General features: G+C 70.6%; 14 protein-coding genes. 9 read left to right on the top strand and 5 right to left on the bottom strand.

All coding sequences use genetic code 11. The features are described 5' to 3' along the window. The 7 genes from EPD83_RS12040 to EPD83_RS12010 all read left to right on the top strand — a co-directional run. The coding region (locus tag EPD83_RS12040) for a peptidoglycan DD-metalloendopeptidase family protein (protein ID WP_205859513.1) at positions 1-1155 on the top strand (1155 nt) is incomplete at its 5' end. Beyond that, a complete protein-coding gene (locus tag EPD83_RS12035; RefSeq protein WP_128365183.1) occupies positions 1152-1577 on the top strand; it encodes a hypothetical protein in 426 nt (141 codons plus the stop codon). The genes EPD83_RS12040 and EPD83_RS12035, both read left to right, overlap by 4 nt. A 36-nt stretch (positions 1578-1613) precedes the next feature. Beyond that, a complete protein-coding gene (locus EPD83_RS12030) occupies positions 1614-2066 on the top strand; it encodes a hypothetical protein (protein WP_128365181.1) in 453 nt (150 codons plus the stop codon). Beyond that, a complete protein-coding gene (locus EPD83_RS12025) occupies positions 2063-3517 on the top strand; it encodes a type IV secretory system conjugative DNA transfer family protein (RefSeq protein WP_128365180.1) in 1455 nt (484 codons plus the stop codon). Before EPD83_RS12030 ends, EPD83_RS12025 begins: the two co-directional genes overlap by 4 nt. Beyond that, the gene (locus EPD83_RS12020) at positions 3514-4164 is read left to right on the top strand and encodes a hypothetical protein (RefSeq protein WP_128365178.1); all 651 of its coding nucleotides are present in this window, start codon (positions 3514-3516) and stop codon (positions 4162-4164) included. Before EPD83_RS12025 ends, EPD83_RS12020 begins: the two co-directional genes overlap by 4 nt. A 258-nt stretch (positions 4165-4422) precedes the next feature. After that, on the top strand, positions 4423-5049 hold the full coding sequence (locus tag EPD83_RS12015; protein ID WP_128365176.1) for a hypothetical protein: 627 nt from the start codon (positions 4423-4425) through the stop codon (positions 5047-5049). A gap of 17 nt (positions 5050-5066) precedes the next feature. Then, positions 5067-6110 (top strand): XRE family transcriptional regulator, encoded by a 1044-nt coding sequence (locus tag EPD83_RS12010; RefSeq protein ID WP_164896052.1) that lies wholly within the window; start codon positions 5067-5069, stop codon positions 6108-6110. A gap of 143 nt (positions 6111-6253) precedes the next feature. Here EPD83_RS12010 and EPD83_RS12005 read toward each other — a convergent pair whose 3' ends face one another. The 5 genes from EPD83_RS12005 to EPD83_RS11985 all read right to left on the bottom strand — a co-directional run bounded on the left by EPD83_RS12005 (position 6254) and on the right by EPD83_RS11985 (position 17013). Then, on the bottom strand, positions 6254-7942 hold the full coding sequence (locus tag EPD83_RS12005) for an ADP-ribosylglycohydrolase family protein (RefSeq protein WP_164896051.1): 1689 nt from the start codon (positions 7940-7942) through the stop codon (positions 6254-6256). 20 nt (positions 7943-7962) lie between these two features. Then, positions 7963-8622 (bottom strand): DarT ssDNA thymidine ADP-ribosyltransferase family protein, encoded by a 660-nt coding sequence (locus EPD83_RS12000; protein WP_128365171.1) that lies wholly within the window; start codon positions 8620-8622, stop codon positions 7963-7965. After that, entirely contained in the window at positions 8619-10019 is a 1401-nt protein-coding gene (locus EPD83_RS11995; RefSeq protein ID WP_128365193.1) for a 3'-5' exonuclease, read from the bottom strand. Before EPD83_RS11995 ends, EPD83_RS12000 begins: the two co-directional genes overlap by 4 nt. A 226-nt stretch (positions 10020-10245) precedes the next feature. Beyond that, a complete protein-coding gene (gene mobF, locus EPD83_RS11990; RefSeq protein WP_128365170.1) occupies positions 10246-15699 on the bottom strand; it encodes a MobF family relaxase in 5454 nt (1817 codons plus the stop codon). A gap of 1032 nt (positions 15700-16731) precedes the next feature. Continuing rightward, the gene (locus tag EPD83_RS11985) at positions 16732-17013 is read right to left on the bottom strand and encodes a hypothetical protein (RefSeq protein WP_128365168.1); all 282 of its coding nucleotides are present in this window, start codon (positions 17011-17013) and stop codon (positions 16732-16734) included. A 4-nt stretch (positions 17014-17017) separates the two neighbouring features. On the opposite strand from EPD83_RS11985, the gene EPD83_RS11980 reads away from it, so the two are divergent. Together EPD83_RS11980 and EPD83_RS11975 are read left to right on the top strand one after the other, a co-directional pair. Beyond that, positions 17018-17410 (top strand): hypothetical protein, encoded by a 393-nt coding sequence (locus EPD83_RS11980; RefSeq protein WP_128365167.1) that lies wholly within the window; start codon positions 17018-17020, stop codon positions 17408-17410. Between the two features lie 110 nt (positions 17411-17520). Continuing rightward, positions 17521-17904, top strand: coding sequence for a hypothetical protein (locus EPD83_RS11975; RefSeq protein WP_165566618.1), 384 nt, complete (start codon positions 17521-17523; stop codon positions 17902-17904). Positions 17905-18053: the final 149 nt, after the last annotated feature.

Raw genomic sequence — 18053 nt, 5'->3', positions numbered from 1 at the left:
GAGGACCGGTCGATGTACAGCCTCCGCCCGCTCGCCTGGGCCGTCGCCGTCCTGGCAGCGCTCCTCCTGGCGGTCCCCATCCTGACCGCGCTGCTCGTCACCGCCGTCGCGGCCCCCGCCATGACCCGGACCGGCTGCACCGACCCCGTCGCCGCGGCGATCGCCGGTGGCTGGCAGGCCCCGTTCACGCAGCCCTACCTCGCCACCTCACCGTTCGGGATGCGGCTACACCCCGTCGAGCTGGTCTGGCGGCTGCACTCCGGCATCGACCTCGTCTCCCTCCCCGGCCCAGGACCCGTCCACGCCGCCCACGGCGGCCAGGTCATCGCTGCCGGCCCGCGCCCCGGGATCGGGCTCAGCGTCGACATCGACCACGGCGACGGCGTCACCAGCCGCTACGCCCACCTCGCCACCCTCGACCCCGCCATCCACCCCGGCACCACCGTCACCGGCGGGCAGCGCCTCGGCGTCGAAGGCTCCACCGGCACCTCCACCGGTGACCACCTTCACTTCGAGATCCGGGTCCACGGCCGGCCCGTCGACCCGGCCGGGTTCATGGCCGCCCGGGGCGCCCCACTCGACGGCCGCCCCGCCCCCGCCATCACCCCGACCACGATGGGGCCGCGTCCGCCCGACACCGGCACCGCCATGGTTCTGCTGGCACCAGGCCACCATCGGCTGCAGTCTCTCACTTCGCCCGCCGCACCCATCCCGCCCCGCATCAAGGCCCTCTACGTCGCCGCCGCGGACCGCTACCACCTGCCGTGGGAGCTGCTCGCCGGGGTCGGGATGGAAGAGACCCGCCACGGCGCCGCGACCGCCACCTCCACCGCCGGCGCCCAGGGGCTCATGCAGTTCCTCCCCACCACGTTCGCCCAGTACGGCGTCGACGGCGACGGCGACGGCCGCGCCGACATCCTCGACGACGCCGACAGCATCCACTCCGCCGCCCACTACCTCGCCGCCTCCGGCGCCGCCACCGGCCCCGACGGCATCCGCACGGCCCTCTTCACCTACAACCACGCCGACTGGTACGTCGGCGACGTCCTGCACTACGCCCACACCTACGCCGACACGCCCGGGACCGGCGGCCCCGACCCCTGCCCGGCACCGTTCCCGCCGACGTCCTGGACACCGACCGGAGGACCGACATGAGCCGCCACCCGCAGACCCCGCCGTCGGTCCTCGCCCTCGTCCACCGCGACCTCGGCCGCGCCGTCCGCGACGCCGCCTGCCACACCCTCTCCCCGTACCTGGCAGCGCACCGCCTCGACATCGAGCTCGCCCCCCTGCGCTCCCGCATCGACCTCCTTGCTCAACGCCGCCCCGACCTCCTGGACCAGCTGGCCGAGCACTGGGGCACCCGCCCCGACCCCGCCGACCTCGGCGACGCCGTCACCCGGCACGCCCACCTCCTCCTCGTCCGCCGCCACGCCCACGCCGCCGGCGACCGCGACCTCCTCGCGACACCGCTGCCCCGCAGCGCTGACGCGGCCGCGGCCCGCCTCGCCAGCGACCAGACCCACACACCACCCCGGCCGACCCGTCAGGTCGGGCTGTCCGGCCCCGCCCGCTGACCCACGTCCAGCCACCCCGAGCACCGGGAGCCCGCCTTGCAGACCAGCCGCCGCACCACCCCCTACCCCTGGACCTGGGAGATCCCCGCCGGCGCCCTCACCGCCGTGCTCCTCCTCCTCGTCCTCGCCGCCCACACCGCCCGGGCACTGGCCAACGGGTTCACCGGCGGCGGCTGGGACTACACCCCCCGAGACCAGCTCTTCACCGCCCTCCCCGCGCTGCTCGCCGGCGACACCCGCGCCGGCCTCCCAACGGGCCCCGGCGTCAGCGCTGCCGCGTTCTACGCGTGGCTGGCGGCCTGCGAGACCGGCGCCGTCGCCGCCATCGTCTGCGTGACCGTCATGGGTCTTCGCCAGTGGGGGCCCGGCCGCGTCCACGGCATGGCCAGCCGCACCGAAGCCCAGGCCCTGCTCGGCACCGCGCGGCTGCGGCGGGTCGCTCCGGTCATCCGGCCCGACCTCTACCCGCGACGCCGGTGGCCCCGATGACCCGCTTCACCCCGACCGAGGTCGGGTGGAGTCTCGGTCGTGCCCACCAGCCACGGGGCGGTGACCTGTGGGTGCCGTGGGACCGCACCACCGGCGTCATCGGCCCCCAAGGCTCCGGCAAGACCCTCGACCTCCTCACACCAGCACTGCTGGCCGCCCCCGGCGCGGCGCTGGTCACCCTCACCAAACCCGACGACCTCCACCTCACCCTCGACGCCCGCTCCGCCAGCGACCGGCCCTGCGTCGTACTCGACCCGTTCGGGCTCGCCCCCGGCGTCCCCGAACTGCTCTGGGACCCCGTCGCCGGCTGCGTCGACCCCCTCGTCGCAGAACGCCGCGCCAAGGCCTTCACCGCCGGCACCATCGGTGGTGCCGGCGTTCGAGGCCACGACCAGGACGCCGCCCGCTTCTACGCCGCCGAAGCCGCCAAGGTCATCCAGGGCTACCTCCACGCCGCCGCCCTCACCGGCCGCACCCTCGCGCACGTCCTGCGCTGGGTCGCCCACCCCGCCGCCGCCACCGAACCCCTGGAGATCCTCACCGGCCACCCCCACGCCGCACCGTTCTGGCACGGCCTCGTCCACGGCGCCCTGCGCGGGGACGACCGCACCGCCGGCAACACGACAACCACCATCCAGCAAGCCCTTGGGCTCTTCTTCCAAGAGAGCACGCGCACCCGCTGCACCCCCACGCCGGGGCGTCAGGACACTGACATCGCTGAGGTCATCCGCCGCGGTGGCACCATCTATCTGCTCGGCCGGGACAGCCCGTACGAGTCCGCGTCCCCGCTGATGACCGCCGTCGCCGAACACGTCCTCGACACCGCGCTGGCCCTCGCGCACACCTCCTCGTGGGGGAGGCTCTGCCCGCCGATGCTCGCCTGCCTCGACGAGCTCCCATCAACGACACCGCTACCGACCCTGCAGACCCGGATGGCCAACGAACGCGCCCTTGGCATCGCGTTCATCTGGGCCGCCCAGACCCGAGCCCAGCTCACCCAGATCTTCGGCGACCACCCCGCCCGAGCCGTCCTCGGCCTCACCAACACCCTCGTCCTGTTCGGCGGCTCGAAGGACACCGCTTTCAACCAAGAGACCTCCGACCTCATCGGCCGTGTGCGCGTTCCCCGCACCACCTGGACCACCGGAGCGGGCCGCCGGTCGGTCACCGGCGAGGACATCCCCGTCCTTACCGGCCCTGAGATCCGCCAGCTCCCACCCCGCCACGCCCTCGTCATCGCCGAGAACGGCAAACCCATCGTCGCCCGCCTCACCCGCGCCATCGACGGCAAGGCCGGGCAGGCGCTCCTTGCCGCGCAAGCCGCCGCCCGCGACCGTGCCGCCACTGCTCGACACGCTCAGGTGTCGGCCGCCGCCCGGGCCGCGGCCGCTCTCGCCGAGGCCCGCCACCACGGACTCGCACCCGCCGACACCAGCAGAGGTACGCCGTGAGCGACCAGCCCCGACCCGACAACCAGCCGCAGCCGCTCGTCCAAGGCTTCCCCCGACCAGGACGTCTCGTCGAACACGCCTACTGGGAGCTCACCATCGCCGCCACCGGCACCCCCGTCCAGGTCAAAGCCCTCGGTGACCTCCGCCGCCTCCCACGTCCCTGGGACCCACCCACCTGCACCCACCCCGACCTGCGCCTCGAGCTGTGGATGTGGCTCGAAGACGTCACCACCTGGATCAACCACGAATACAACTGGGACCCCGACACCTACATCCCCACCTGCTGGCCCAACCACCCCCACCTCGTCCACGACCTCGCCGTCCTCGCCGACCAACGCCGCCGCGCCGGCATGGCCAACACCTCCGATGCCCTCGAAGACTGGCACCGCTACGCCCTGCCCACCTTCCACGACCGCATGCGCGAACGCCTCAAAACTCACTGCGACAATGGCCACCAACCCTGGCCGTCCACAAGCCGCCACGCCCGACACACCAGCGACCCCCACCACCGCCGACGCATCCACACGTACACCATCGACGCCCGATTCGACGCACCCCAGGACCTCGCCCCGGTTGCGCCCAGCGCGCGCCTGCGCGTGGTCGATGGCGAAGTCCTCGACCAGGAAACCGGGGAGGTCCTCGAATGAGATCCTGCGGAGGTACACCGCCGTCACCCAAGCGCGCAGCCGCCAACGCGGTGATCCGCGCACCGATTGGCATGCCGATGGTTCCATGAGGGCTCCAAGCGGTGGGGCATCCAGTCTGCTGTGCTGCCAGCGTGAGCTCGTCGAGGGCCGAGCAGACTCGGGCTCTCGCAGTCGCCGCTGGAAGTAGCGCCACAACCGGGCTGTGTACTGGCGTTTCGAATAATTGACAAGTTCTTTTCAACCTGCTTCGATAGGTCCATGCAGACCACTCTGGGCCCGCTCAGCCGCTCCGAAGTCCACAGCATCGTCACCCCGCATATGTCTGCTCTCGAGTCTGCGTTCCACCGGGCTTGGGGTCGATGGCAGGGCCTCGTCAGCGACCCACGGCACGCCAGCGCCACGATCAGCGCTCGCAGTAGGGCCAGCTTGCTTTCTGACTTCATTGCGCTGGAAGTCACGGCGGAGTTTCGCGGCAAGTCCGCCGCTCGCCTGCGGAAGAGGCATGGCGTGCTTCTGCTGATCCTGGATGACCGGGTGGTGCTGCGCTTCAAGAAGTTCCGCGATGCCGCGCTGAACACCAGTGACAACCGCACCCAGGCGACCCTTGCCTTCGACGAGCAAGCGCTTGTCTCTGCGGGTGATCTCCAGCCCATCACCCACCTGGTGGCCGGCTACCGCCTCGACGGGTTGGCCCTTGAACTGGACCGACTGGCCATCACGTGTCGCGTGGATGGAGCTCACCATTGGGAACCCATCGACATCACCCCAGCGCCGTCGCGGCCTAGCGCCGTTGTCCCCCCCAACTCAGCAGCACCCAGAGCAAGGGTCAAGAGTGCGCGTAAGGAGGCTCAGGAGGGCAACAGCGCTTCGGGTGAGTCCAAGTGATGCACGTTCGCCCTCAAATGCTCGCGCTCGCTCGCGAAGCGGCTGGCCTAACGCAGAAGGATCTAGCGACGACGAGCGGAGTCAGCCAGTCGCAGATCAGCAAGGCAGAGAACGGGCTCGCCGCGCTCTCGGAAGAGGACGCGGATGCGCTCGCAGAAGCGACGGGTGTCTCTCCTCACCTTCTGTCTTGGAATGACCAGGTTCACGGATTGGGCACGGCAAGCTTCTTTCATCGCAAGCAGCACAGCCTCAGTCAGAAGGCGCTGCGAAAGATCCAGGGCCAAGTCACCTTGCTAGCGATGCGTTCTCAGCGGCTCGCCCATGGGCTTACGTTTGAGTCTCCCTTGTCCCTGCCGCACTTCGACCTCGATTCCGGGATCACGCCAGCCGAAGCTGCGCAGCGCCTGCGCGCTCATTGGCGCTGCCCAATGGGTCCGCTGCAGGGGCTCATTGATCACGCTGAGGCAGCAGGAGCTATCGTCGCGCGGCGGGATTTCGATACTCATCGGATCGATGCCATCTCCATCTGGGATCCAGGCGAATCACCATTGATAGTCCTCAACTGGAGCCTCTCTCCGTCGCGACAGCGGTTCGTCGTCGCGCATGAGATTGGACACCTAGTCCTGCATGAGGGAGTGCCCCCTCGAGACGATGCCGAGAAGGAAGCGGATGCCTTTGCTGAGGAATTGCTGCTGCCCAGAAGTGAGCTCCAGCGAGAGCTCGTCGGGCTTGATGTAAAGCGCGCTTTCGAACTGAAGCCGTACTGGCAGGTGCCCGCACAGAGCATCATTTTGCGCGCGGAGCATCTTGGCGTGATAACGCAGCGCAGATCTCGAAGCCTGCATGCTTACATGAACAAGCTCGGATATCTGCGTCGCGGTCAGGAACCCCTTGAATTTGCCCGAGAAGAGCCGGCCATTGTGAATGAGATGGTGCGGATCCACAAGGAAGAGCACCGCTACTCCGTACAGGACATGGTCTCGATCCTCGGACTGGCAAGTCCGAGGCAACTGGGAGAGTTCGAGGGTGATTCGCGAGACGGTCTCCGAATCGTCCACTAGTGCTGCGATATCCGCGCCTCTGGTCGGGGGCGGTAGCGGCGTTCGCGGGGCTTGCGGCATCGCGTGCGTTCGAGTCGAACTTGGGCAGCTATCCGCACATGAAGCCCCCGGCGCATGGCACGCGCCATGGTGCTGAAAGTAAGTCAGACGCGCGGGCGGTTCAGGTCGCGAGCCACGCCAGCCGCAAAGGCCGCCGCGCGCTCCACGGAGCGTTCCGGATCGGCGGCGATCACATCTAGCAGCGCCTGTCCCACCACCTCCGCGGTGTGTCCGGCAGCGTGCGCCTGATGCAGAGCAGCGTCGATGCTAGGGGTGATAGGCGCTGCCGGCGCGGGCCTGGTCGATGGGCGGCTGCGCTGGTTCCCTTCCGGCGCATCGGTGAACAGACTCGGTTGCTTGTTGGAAACGCTAGACCGAAGCTGGAATGGGGATGCGGGCGCAGCGCTCCAGACCTCGGCAGGAGGCAGCAGGTGGTGTGGCAGCGGTTTCGGGTTAGCCCGGTAGCGCAGGAACACGACCTGCCCGGTAGGCAGGGAGGCCCACTGGTAGAGGGTGGGCGCGGCGGAGCGTCCGCCCGCGACGGGCTCGCCCTGCCCGGTGATAGGTCCCTGCCCGGCCAGGGCGAGCCGGTTCCCGTCGGTCAGGCCGACCAGGTCCAAAGCCGACCGGGGTGGGTTCCAGGCGAGCAGGTCCGGGTAACGGAATGACGCCATCGCCTCTCCCGTGGCGATTCCATACATGCGACCTGCCTCGCGGTCGATCAACCGGCTGTCCTGGACCGGGGTGGGTGGTGGTGCCGCGACCACCACGCCGATCAGCGCCCCGGCCATCGTCGCGATGGTGTCGGTGTCCGACCCCAGCGTGTTCGCCGCCAGTTGCAGGGCCGCGGCGGGGTCCTCGGCCTTGGCGGCGAGGTATAGGGCCAGGATGGAGGTGCCGGTGCCGGAACCGCGTGTTGCTGGGTCGAACCCACCAACGGACTCGACCGCCGACCGGTAGGCATCCTGCTCACTTGCGTGCCGGGCACGCATAGTCGATCGGAGCTGTCGGAACAGGTCTGTCGTCTCGCGCAGGCACTCCTCCAGGGCGGGTAGCAGTGCTCGGCCGGCAGCCTGTTCCCACCCGGGTAGCCACAGTCCGCCCAGGTCTTCGTCCGCGGTGATCACCTTCGCCAAGCCAGCCAGTTGGTCGGCCAGGTGGGGCCACGCGTCCGGCCCGGGCACATGACCCTCACGCATGGTCCAGGCGAGTGACAGGGCGTGGATGGCAGCTCCGAGCAGGCCGACCGGATGGCCATGCGTGCAGACGGCGTCCTTCAGGACGGAGGTGAGGATGCTGTCGGTGTCGTCGAGGTTGCGGGCGGCCCAAACGTGCGGCTGAATCCGCATTGCGGCACCGTTCCCGCCGATGTCGACATACCGAGCCTCCTTAGTTGCGAAGGTGTTTTGGTTCCACCGCGCGTCCGTGCGGGTCATCGCGGCGGCTGCTGCCTTGCTGCCACGGCCTGCCCCGAGGTGGTAGGCCTGCCAGCCCACCAATTCGACCCGGGCGAAGCTCTCGACGTCGAAGTCGCCGTCACCACGAATGGACCGTGAGGTCGCCAGACGCAGCTGTGTGTCGTCCGAGTAGCTGCCGGCCGGCAGCTTGGCCTGCACACCGGTGCGGCCCCCGATCCTGCGGCGCCAAGCGATGGGCTCGACCACCGTGTCGACGCCGGCGCGATGCCGAAGACCAGCAGCATCGGTCAGCTCAGTGATGAAGCCCAGCGCATCGCCCCACGCCGCCCACGCAGCCGACGCTCGAGTTGCCGACAGACTTCGATCGCTTCGCACGCCGCCTCCTTGCTTTGGCATCACCGTCGGAACAGGTCGGAGTCAACCACCACGTCTACCTCAGGATGGTCGATGGCCCCGACAATGGCTTCGACCGATGCCGCGAAGTCATCATCGGCCACCGTCACCCTGGTCAGGAACTCTGTCGACACCTGGTCGGGGTAGAGCACCTCCGCTTGCGGGTTCGTCGGCAGGCCGACCGACCGGTCCGCAGGGCGCGTGACGGTCTTGCCATACCCGTAAGGCACACGGCCGGCGAACAAGGACGTGAACCCGTCGAAGCCAGCTGCCGGTGTCATGCCCTGATAGCCCATGTTCCCGGGGGAGAACAACACGTCAGGGTGGGCCAGGATGGCCGGGTCGAAGTGCAAGATCGCCCAGAACAGCCCGTCCTCGCGGGCATGCCATCGCTGGCTGATCCCGAAGAAGCGGCCGTTGACGTCGGTGACCGACATGTTCACGTACCGCCAGTACACGGGTGCCTCGTACCGGCTCGCGGCGTTGGGCCGGTACACGTGCTCCAGGTAGTCGTCGCTGGCCAGATGGGCCCGGGCCCGCAGCTCGCGTAGGGTCAGGATCCCTAGCAGGCCGTGGCTGGTGGTGAAGTGCAGGACATCTTCGATCCCGCGGCGGGTGAGCTCGACCGCGAACCGGCCGTCCGGGGCCTGGTCTGCGCTCACTGGGTGACCTGGTCGTAGGTGGCGGGGTCGATGCACGCGATTAGGTCGCTGGCCTCGTCGGGCTTGTACGTCACCCGCAGCGTGCTCCGGGCCCGTCCCGCCGCCATCGCCAGTAGCCTCAGGTGGGCGTCCCGTTCGCTGTCGCCGGCCTCGGCTCCGTGGGGCATCGTCTCCTCGTTGAGGCCGACGATGATGACGTGGTCGAACTCCAACCCCTTGACCGAGTGCATCGTCGACAGGGCGATCTGCTCCGGGCCCGACGGCCACTCGGACTGCCGTGTGATCTCGACGTAAGCCAACCCGGCCGACACCAGCCGTCGCTTGACGTAGTCGAACCAGTCCCACCCCTTGGCGTGCAGGATGGCCACCGACTCCTGCGCGTCAGGGTCCAGTTGCTTGATGAACGCGATCACGTGGTCCATCTGGGCGCTGAACCTGCCAGCGACCAGGACGGGCCTGGGGCCATTCGCGGTGCACGTTGTCAGGTCGGGAATCGCCGAGTCGTCGGTCACTTCCACCTGTGTCAGCAGGGAGGCGGCGAAGGCGGCGATCTGCCGGGTGTTGCGGAAGTTCTGGGACAACTGCTTGCTGTTGGACGGGCCTACGGTGAGACCGACCTCGGTCCAGGTGAACCGTTGTGGATAGATGCGCTGCGCCCCGTCCGTGACGAAGGTAACCGAGTGGTCGGCTGCCAGATGGGCCAGCACGGCACGGACCTGGTTGGCGGAGAAGTCCTGCGCCTCGTCGACCACCACGACGTGGTACTTTCCGGCTGGGGTCTGATCAACCATCTCGTTGGCCAGGTCTGGCCAGTCGTGCGTCCCCTTGTCGGCCTTCCATTGGGCGTAGGGGTATATAACCTCGTCCAGCAGCCGGCGCCGGGTGGCCTGCGCCACCCGTGGGGTCGCACCGCGGCCAGCGCGCTCACAGGTCAGGTACGACTCCAGTTCCGTGGTGCGGAACCGGCCCAGCACGTAGTCGACCTCGCTGCGCAGGAACGCCTCCTCCAGTCCCAGCCCCTTCCCCAGCTCGCGCAGCTTGACTGCCTTGGCGTTGTCCCGGACCAGCGTGTGGGCCGGCAGGCTCGAGGTGGCCCACTTGCCGAACGTCGCGATGGTCAGCTGGACGTCCGTCCCGGTGATGTCGGCTCGGGCCAGCTCCTCGATGTAGCCACGCAGGGTGCGGTTGTACGTCAGGACCAGCACCCGCACCGGGCCCAGCATGTGCCCGTCCCGGACCCGACGTTGCCAGTATCGGACCGTCTGCTTGAGCCGATACAGGGCCGTGGTCGTCTTGCCCGACCCGGCGGCCCCGCGCACCACCAGCACCCCCTTGGCTTGCCTGTTGATCACCGTTAATTGCTCCGGCGTCGGCCTGATCTGCCGAAGAACCTTCACCCGCATCCACCCCTTTGGAACCCATCGACCCCTGGCCTCTGCGCATTCTGCCCGGTCACGCCGCCGTTCGCTCGAACTGGCCGCAACCGGGCGGCATCCCCCGTCTGACATACGTGGCGGCCTGGGTCGCCGCGCGTCACACTCCTGCCGCGCCGGTGGACCAACAGCCAGCGAGCCCCGGCCGAACCGGGCACGCCAGAGTCTGCGGACTCGCCGGGGCGGTTCATCATCGAGCCGCGGGCCTGTCTTGGCGGAGTGGCCGGCGGGAAATTGGCCTCGGGTGTGGGTGCGAGGAGTACGTCGCCATGCGAGGTGCTCCGCTGCGGGAGCGTTCTACGGCAGGGCCTTTCCTTCGCTCATTGCGTCGGCCCTGAGCCTCGGACACGGTCAGCAGCTGCTCACTGGCTACCGCGGTAGGGGAGGTGTTCCAGCGCTCGACGGCCTGAGCAAGTTCGGCTCGAACCTCAAGTAGCGCGATGTTGTGGGACGCAGCGAGCTGTTCCGCCCGTGGGTGCCACAACGCGGAGTCTCCGGCGGCGATGATGGCCGCCCTGACCTCGACGGGGAGAGCGCGCGCCGTGAGCACATCGGTGAGCGAGTGGGAGCGATCGACGGCCCGGGAGAGTGCGGCGGGGCCCGCGTCATGCATTAGTGACGCGGGGTCTGTGCCGTCCGGCAGGGTGATGGTGCGCGGCGTTGTGGTGTGCTGAGCGAGGAGCCAGTATGCGCGTTCCATGGCTGCTCGGCCGGCGGTGTCGTTGTCGAACGCGACGATGGGCCCGCGATGGCGTGCGGCGATAGTTCGGGCTTGGGTCTGGGTGAGCGCAGTGCCGAGCGGCGCGAGGCCGAGGTGGCGGCCGTGGGTGGCGGAGGTGATGGCGAGGGCGTCGAGGGGTCCTTCGACCAGGACGGGGACTGCCCCGCCGCCCAGGGCGTCGTGGTCCATTCCGTAGAGCACCTGGCTCTTGTGGAACAGGACAGTGGTGGGGGTGTTGAGGTACTTCGGCCCGTGCTCGTCGCCATGGTTGGGGTGGCGGCGGCCGACGAACCCGACGGTGATGCCGTCGCAGTCGATGGGCAGCACGAGCCGGTCCCGGAAACGGTCGATGAGGCGTCCGGTCCGGGCGCGGGTGGCGAGGCCGATGGCGAGGAGCTCCTCGTCGGTGACGCCTTCACGGTGGAGGTGGTCGGTGAGGTGGGTCCATCCGGGTGGGGCGTACCCGGCACGACCGGGCGGGGCGGCGGTGCGGAGCCGGCCGCGCAGGTAGTCGCCGGCCCAGCCGGTGTCGAGGAGGCGGGCGTAGTAGTCGGCGGCGACGGTGTTGATCTGGGCGGCACGGGCGGGGGAGAAGGGTGCGTCGTCCCAGGCGGCCGCGTGGGCGACCATCTGTTCGATCTCGGCGTCGGAGGGCGGCAGGACGCCCATGGTGGCTCGGACGAGTGCGGCTGCGACGAGCCGTGCCTCGACGTCCTCACTGGCGGCTCCGGTCACGTCGATCCCGATGTCGGGAGGGTCGCAATCCGGTGGTTCTGGCGGGGTCCAGGCGTCGTCGCGCTCGCGGTCGGTGAGGTCCTCCGGTCCTGGTGGGGTGTCGTCGGCGGGTGGGTCCGTCAGGAGGCTGATCCGCCAGGTGAGGGCCTGGCAGGGATCGATCCAGTCGTCGAGGGTGGCGGTGTCGGCGGCCATGGCCTGAAGGTCCGTGAGGCGGGTGCCGCGGGCGAGGGCGTGGTCGACGGTGGCGACGAGCGCGGGCCACCACGAGCTCCGCCGCAGCGTGGCCGCGTGGTCAGCGTGAAGGTGCCGGGTGAGGCGGTCGGTGCCGTCGGTGGAGAGGGTGGTGCTGGTGTCGAGATGGTGGGCGACGGCGGGGGAGAGGTGGCGGCTGATACGCCACCACAGGGCGGAGGCGGCGTGGTCGTCCGGGAGCGGCGCGCCACCGGCGGTCCGGAGGAGGGCGGCGGCGTCGATGCCGGTGCGGTGGATCGCGGCGAGCCGCTGCGCCAGGTGGGGGGTGAAGTCGTCGCCGCGGACCGCGGGGGCGAGCGAGTGCAGGAGGGTGCCCCATTCGGCGAGGGCGGGGGAGCCGGTGCCGAGTCTGGTGTCGAGGGCGCGCTGCCAGAGGGCGGGTACTTTGGCGAGGTGGCGGGGCCCGGTGGGGCGGTGGTCGGTCTCGGGGACGCCAGTCGCGGCGCGCCACACGGCCAGGTCCGCCCGCAGCTCTCGGTCACCTTGGCTGGCTGTGTCGGGCCACCAGGACGGCGCCGCCGGGTCGCCGGCACCGGCGGCCTCGCGGACCTGGTCCGCGAGGTGGGTGACGAGGTCGCGCCGCGCCGCCAGGTAGCTACCCCAGTGGGGGTCACGGGCGAGCGTCTCGGGGATGGCGGGGAGCCACGGCAGTGGTCCGGGGCCGGTGTTGCGGAGGCCGGTGTCGTCCAGGCGCCAGCCGAGGACGGCGGCGCGGTCGCCGGCGGTGTCGAGCTCCCGCACCTGCGCGGCATCAGTCAGCGCGTGGACGGGGTCGGTGCCAGTGGCGGCCAGGAGGGTGAGGTGGGCGCGCAGGGTGGGCCAGGCTGGGTCCTCACCGATGCCGGGGACGAGCCGGTCGGCGGCCTTCTCGAGGCTAGCGACTCCGGCAGCGCCGAGGTGGTTGGTGGCGGCGTGGTGGAGGGCGTCGAGATAGCGCCCCGTCGCGGCGTGCAACCGCGGTCCGAGGAGAACGGCTTCGCGCTGGAGGGTGGTGGCGGAGCGGGGCGAGTCGTCGCGGGCGAGGACGCCTTCGAGGATGTCGGTGGCGGTGAGGGGGTGGGTGGTCTCGGGGCGGATGACGCCGTGGGGGTCTCCGTCGCCGACGGTCTGGAGGTATAGGTGGTTGGCGTAGGCGCCGCGGGTGAGCATCGTGTAGAGCTGTTGCCGGAACTCGGCGCCGGTGGCCAGGCCGTGGAGGGTGTCGACAGAGACGCCTTGGGCGCCGTGGATGGTGGTGGCGTACCCGAGCTCGACGAAGTCGCGCACGTAGTCGCCGGGAAGAGTGACCCGGCGGCGAGTTCGGGTGTGGGCGACGGTCAGGGCTCCGTCGTCGCGGACGGCAATGATGGTCCAGCGGTCGCCGTTCTTCACCCAGTCGGTGCTCGACAGTCGTAGCCGGCGGTCGTTGCGGCGGGTGATGACGGTGTCCCCGACGTGCCCGACCGCGCCGTCGGCGAGCGGTGTGCCGTGGCCGGTGGGGCTGCCGGCGTGGTGGTGGTGTTGGGCGCGTTGGTTGAGGGCGGTGGCGAGGTCGCGGGTGGGGGCGAGCATGAGGGTGTCGCGGCCGGCGTCGAGGTCGGCGGCCCACGCGGTGAACGCGTCCTCGGTGGTGGTGGCCAGGTCTCCGACGTGGATGCGGTGGTGGTCGAGGTAGAACCCGAGCGCCTCGGGGAGCCCGTCGCGCAGGGCGAGGGAGGCGGCGCCTTCGGCGGGGTCGGTGAACCGCATCAGTTCCGACAGATGGAGCGCGCCATGGGTGTGGGCGATGTCGCGCAGGACGCCGCCGGCGCCGATGGCGGCGAGCTGGTGGGTATCACCAATCAGCCGGACCTGCCCGCCTTTGGTGAGGACGAAGCGGATGGTGGTGTCGAGGGAGAGGGTGTCGGCCATCCCGGCCTCGTCGATGACCACGAGCGTGCGCTCGTTGATGCCGGTGACCCAGTCGGGTTGCTCGTGGTCGGGGTGGTCGAGGGTCCAGGTGAGCTTGGCGAGGGTGTCGGTGGGGGCGCCGGTGTGCTCGCGCAGGACCGCGGCCGCGGCGGCGGAGGGGGCCAGGCCGATGACGGTGCCGCCGTCCTCGACCCAGGCCGCGGTCAGGGCCCGCATGGCGGTGGTCTTCCCGGACCCGGCCGGCGCGATCGCCAATTGGACCCGGGCGCCGGAGGTGGCCATGCCCCGGACGAGGGCGACCTGGCCGGCGTTCAAGGGGGTGCCGTTGGCGGCCTGTTCGAGCAGCGCGAGGGTCACCGCCTGCTCGCTTGCTGGGTGCCGGCCGGCGGTGCCGGCGGCGGTGACGATCCGCTGCTCGGCGGCCAGGACCGCAGCCGAGGAGTACACGGTGGAGCCGGCGACCTCGTAGACGCTGGAGCCGTCGCTGCGGCGCAGCGACTCCGGTTCGGCGATCCCGTCACCGCCCGCGGTCAGCCGGATCGACGCGGCCAACGCGGCGTCGGTGACCAGTCCGACGACGGCGTCGACGCCGGCCGCCGCAAGGTCGGCGTCGCGGAGGTGACGGTGGGCCTCGGCCCGGACGTGCCAGACCTGCCAGGTGGAGCGTCGCGCCTGCACCTGCGCCAGCACCGCCTCAGCGGTGCGGTCGACCCACGCAGAGTCGACCACCGCTGATGGGGCTGAACGCTTCGGACTGAGGACTGTCCGGAGCATCGTGGCCACCCCGCTGGGCTCGCCGAGGACCTGCTCGGCCTCGGCCCGCCACGACGTGCGCTGCTCCGCGAGGGATCGGGGTTCGTGCTTGGCGTCGCGGGTCTCCAGGGTGGCCTGCTGGGCGAGATGGATGGCCTCGACCGGGGTCGGGGGCCGGCCGTGGTCGCGCTGGAAGCGGGTCGCGAGCTCGCCGCGGCGGGTCTCGATCGACGCGCGTCGGGTCGACCAGCGAGCCAGCAGGGCGGGGTCGACGCCGACGATCTCGCGAACCGGCCGCGCCCCTCGGCTGGTGCCGGGGCGTGCGGTGAACCGGAGTCCGAGCCGAGCCCGGAGGTGGAGCTCGAGGGTGGTGTTGTAGGTCTCGGACGCGGACACGTGGGCCTTGAACAGGACCCGCCCGTCGATGGCCAGCCACGAACCGGACGTCCGTGCTTGGACCTTGTTGGCGACGGCGACGTGGGTGTGGAAGTCGGGGTCGCCGGCGCGGGAGTCGCGGTGGGTGAACGCGGCCGCGACCAGCCCGGTGGTCTCGACCTGACGCACCCCATCGGTGCCCTCCCGCGTGAACAGCGCGTGCGTCTCGAGGTAGGTCAGGGCGTCGCGGACCGCGTCGTGATGGGCGCGCTCGATCTCCGCCGCGACCGCACGCGGAGCGATCGCCCACAGGGCGGAGACGGACTTGACGGGGGAGAAGGTCAGGTCGTAACCGCCGACCGCGCGGGTCCGCGGCCGGGAGTAGCGGGCGACCGCGGCGGCCAGCTCGCGCGCCCCGGACGGCGCCCGGCCGTGCTGGTGCGTGAACAGTTCGGTCGCGACCGCGGTCCGGATGCGGGCCTTGGCGTCGTGCTCGACCGGGTAGTCCCGCGGATGACCGAGGGCGGCGGCGTGGTCCTCGATCCGTCGGGCGACCTCGACCTGGAAGGTGGTGACGTCGCCGGCGTACACCTTGTACGGGGTGCCGAGCCGGCCGGCCGCCCGGTAGTCCCGCTCGGTCAGGTCCGGCCCCTCGAGGCGATTCTTGAGCTGCTCGGCGAGCGGGTGCAGCCCCGCCCCGAACAGCGCCTGCATCTGGGCCGCGGTCACCTCGTCCCCCGCCTGGATGCCGGCAACTCCGACCAGGCCGGACCCGACCCACCGGCCCGGGGTCTCGCCCTTCTCGGTGTAGTAGTCCGCCAGTGAGGTGCGGGGGCCGGTGGTCCGGTCGTGCGCGGCGACCTGCCGGGTCAGGTACGTGTACCCGGTCCCGGCGCTGAGCTTGTGCAGGCTCATCGTCACGCCAGCCGAAAGGCGGTCGGGTCATCGCCGGTGGACATGTCGTTGCGGATTCAACGACCGGGAATGCATGAGGTGTGCGGCTGACGGTGGTTCTGGGATTCCGGGCGTCGGGAGCGGCGTGGTCGGTGCGGGTGCGTCGGTCGTACCTAGCAGCGGCTGTCGAATCGTTTGTCGGGGATGTCCATCGGGGTGGGGTGATCGGTCTTTAGGAGGTGTGAAAGAGGTCTTGGCTGCGTTTCGCCGATCGAAAGTGACTCGTGGCCGGGCGGACGGTCGCCCGAGCGGGTGGGCGGCGACGCAGCCGGTGGCGGGCTCGCCCGAGGGCGCCTGTCCTATTGGCTGGATATCCACAGAGGCGCGGCGGATGGGGCGTCGTCCACGGGTTCGCGGCCTTCGGCCCGCGACCGTGGCGGACACCGAGCCTGGACACGAGGGACGGACGGGGGAGAGGCCAGAGGCATGGATGAGATTGAGGGGTGCCGGCACGCCGGACGCGGCCTGCTCGGCGGGGAGGACGACGACGGCGCGATCCCGGGATGGCCCGAGCTGGCGTACGAGTCGATCCGCGCGGTCAACCACATCACCGGGCATGGAGCGGCGATCGCGGCCCCGACGCTCTACCGGGTCTTGGGCGAGCTGAAGGGTGTCGGGTACCTGCTGCCGCAGGCTCTGACGCAACTCGGGGAGGGCCTGCAGCGTTCGCTGGAAACCCTGCCGGTCTACGACCACGAACGAGACCCCGAAGTGAGTGTCGCGCTGGCCCGGGAGCACCTGGCCGCCGCAGCGACTGCGCCCACGAGCTCGGGGCACTCTTGGAGCAAGCCCAGAGCGCGATCGCCCACCAGGGCTACGACGCGAACCGGGCCGGTGCGTGACCCCGCCGCCGTCGACCCGGAGCGCACAGTGGCGCCCAAGAATGCGCCCCTCGCCGGCGACGCCAGGTCCTCGTGGGCGCGGGCCGCGCGGGCACGCTGGCCGCGGCGCCCGGGAACCACGAGGCGCGCTGGTCCGTCCTACGATGGCAGCTCACTGGGGGAGGCGGAAAGTGATGGTCAGCCGCTGGATGATCTCCGCGATGTTGTCGGGGCTGTTGGTGCTCTGCGGCTGTGACAGCCCTCCACCGGACCCGACCCTTTCGCCGGTGCCGACGCCGCCACGATCGACCACGACTGCGCCGCCACCCACGACGGCACTGCCCACTCCGTCGGCCTCCACACCGATACCCGGGATTTCCACCCCGCCGTCGTCATCGGCCGGCCCGGCGATCGAGACGGTCGACGGGTTCCTCTCGATGCGGTTCGACTGCACGTACGTGAAGGACTCGTTCCAGGACCAGTGGACGACCCAGGCGGTGAAGAATCCGGACTACGGCCAACCCGAGCCCGGGCACCGGTACACCTTCGACCAGGTCGGCGGACGCGTGTTCACGATCTTTCCCGCCGCGTTCGGGGGAGGCGTGCTCAGCGATGACCCCCTCCGGGTCAAGGCCGACGCGCCGGGTCCACGCCGCGTCACGGTCTGGGTGACCAAGCCCAAGCCCGATCCGGATCTCGACGTCTCGACCGCGGTCGACATCGTGCTTGCCCGGTTGACCGCGATCATGAGCACGCAGCACCCGGAACGCGACGGGTTCTGCACCGTGCGGCCATCACCACCCCTGCCGCCGATCAACCAGAACACACCCGACGACACCCCGACCGGCTGACCGGCCCCCTCTCAGTCGATCATCACGTGCCCGAGCCGAGAATGTCCACCCACATGCACGTCGAGCCCCTTAGGCCCTGAGGATCAGCGGCGTCGACGGGAGGCAGAGCGATGAGCAGGCGGGATGACTGGCAGCGCGCCCGGCGGGCCGCGCTGGACGGGCAGAGCACCTGGCGGGCCGAGCGGGCCGCCAAGGACGAACGGTGCAGCCGGCTCGGGGTGGAGGTCGCGATGGCGCTGCGTGAACGGGACGCATGGGTCGCCGAGTGCGAGCAGCGGGCCGGGCGCGCCCTGGTCGCCCTCACCGGGGAGGAGGGTTTGTCGAGCGCGGAGACGCTCCGGTGGTGCGCCGGCAGCGTCACCGGACCCGAGGCGGCCAGGCTCCGGCGCCTGGCTCAGGCCACGGACCCGGCCGACGACGTCGAAGCCACGCACCCGGCAGTGCCATCGCCAGAGTCACCGGCTCGCGGCGGTCACCCTGCTGGGGAAGACTGACGGCATGTCCGCGACGTCGCACCCGGCGTTGGAGTGGTTGGTGCGACGCCGGGACGGAGAGTCCGCGGCCCTCATCGGATGGCGGGACGGGGTTCCAGCGGCGACGGTCCGCAGGGTCACCGATCCCTACGGCCCGTTCCCGCGCGCCA

It is taken from the genome of Phycicoccus flavus, assembly GCF_004025965.2.
GTDB lineage: Bacteria > Actinomycetota > Actinomycetes > Actinomycetales > Dermatophilaceae > Phycicoccus > Phycicoccus flavus.
Note: the sequence above shows the minus strand (reverse complement) of the source record. Positions and strands in the feature narration are given on the sequence as shown.

Bases quoted from the DNA above. Each gene is read 5' to 3' on its own strand.
- EPD83_RS12025 (WP_128365180.1), top strand. From the start codon at position 2,063: ATGACCCGCTTCACCCCGACCGAGGTCGGGTGGAGTCTCGGTCGTGCC.
- EPD83_RS12015 (WP_128365176.1), top strand. From the start codon at position 4,423: ATGCAGACCACTCTGGGCCCGCTCAGCCGCTCCGAAGTCCACAGCATC.
- EPD83_RS12035 (WP_128365183.1), top strand. From the start codon at position 1,152: ATGAGCCGCCACCCGCAGACCCCGCCGTCGGTCCTCGCCCTCGTCCAC.
- mobF (WP_128365170.1), bottom strand. From the start codon at position 15,699: ATGAGCCTGCACAAGCTCAGCGCCGGGACCGGGTACACGTACCTGACC.
- EPD83_RS12010 (WP_164896052.1), top strand. From the start codon at position 5,067: ATGCTCGCGCTCGCTCGCGAAGCGGCTGGCCTAACGCAGAAGGATCTA.
- EPD83_RS11975 (WP_165566618.1), top strand. From the start codon at position 17,521: ATGAGCAGGCGGGATGACTGGCAGCGCGCCCGGCGGGCCGCGCTGGAC.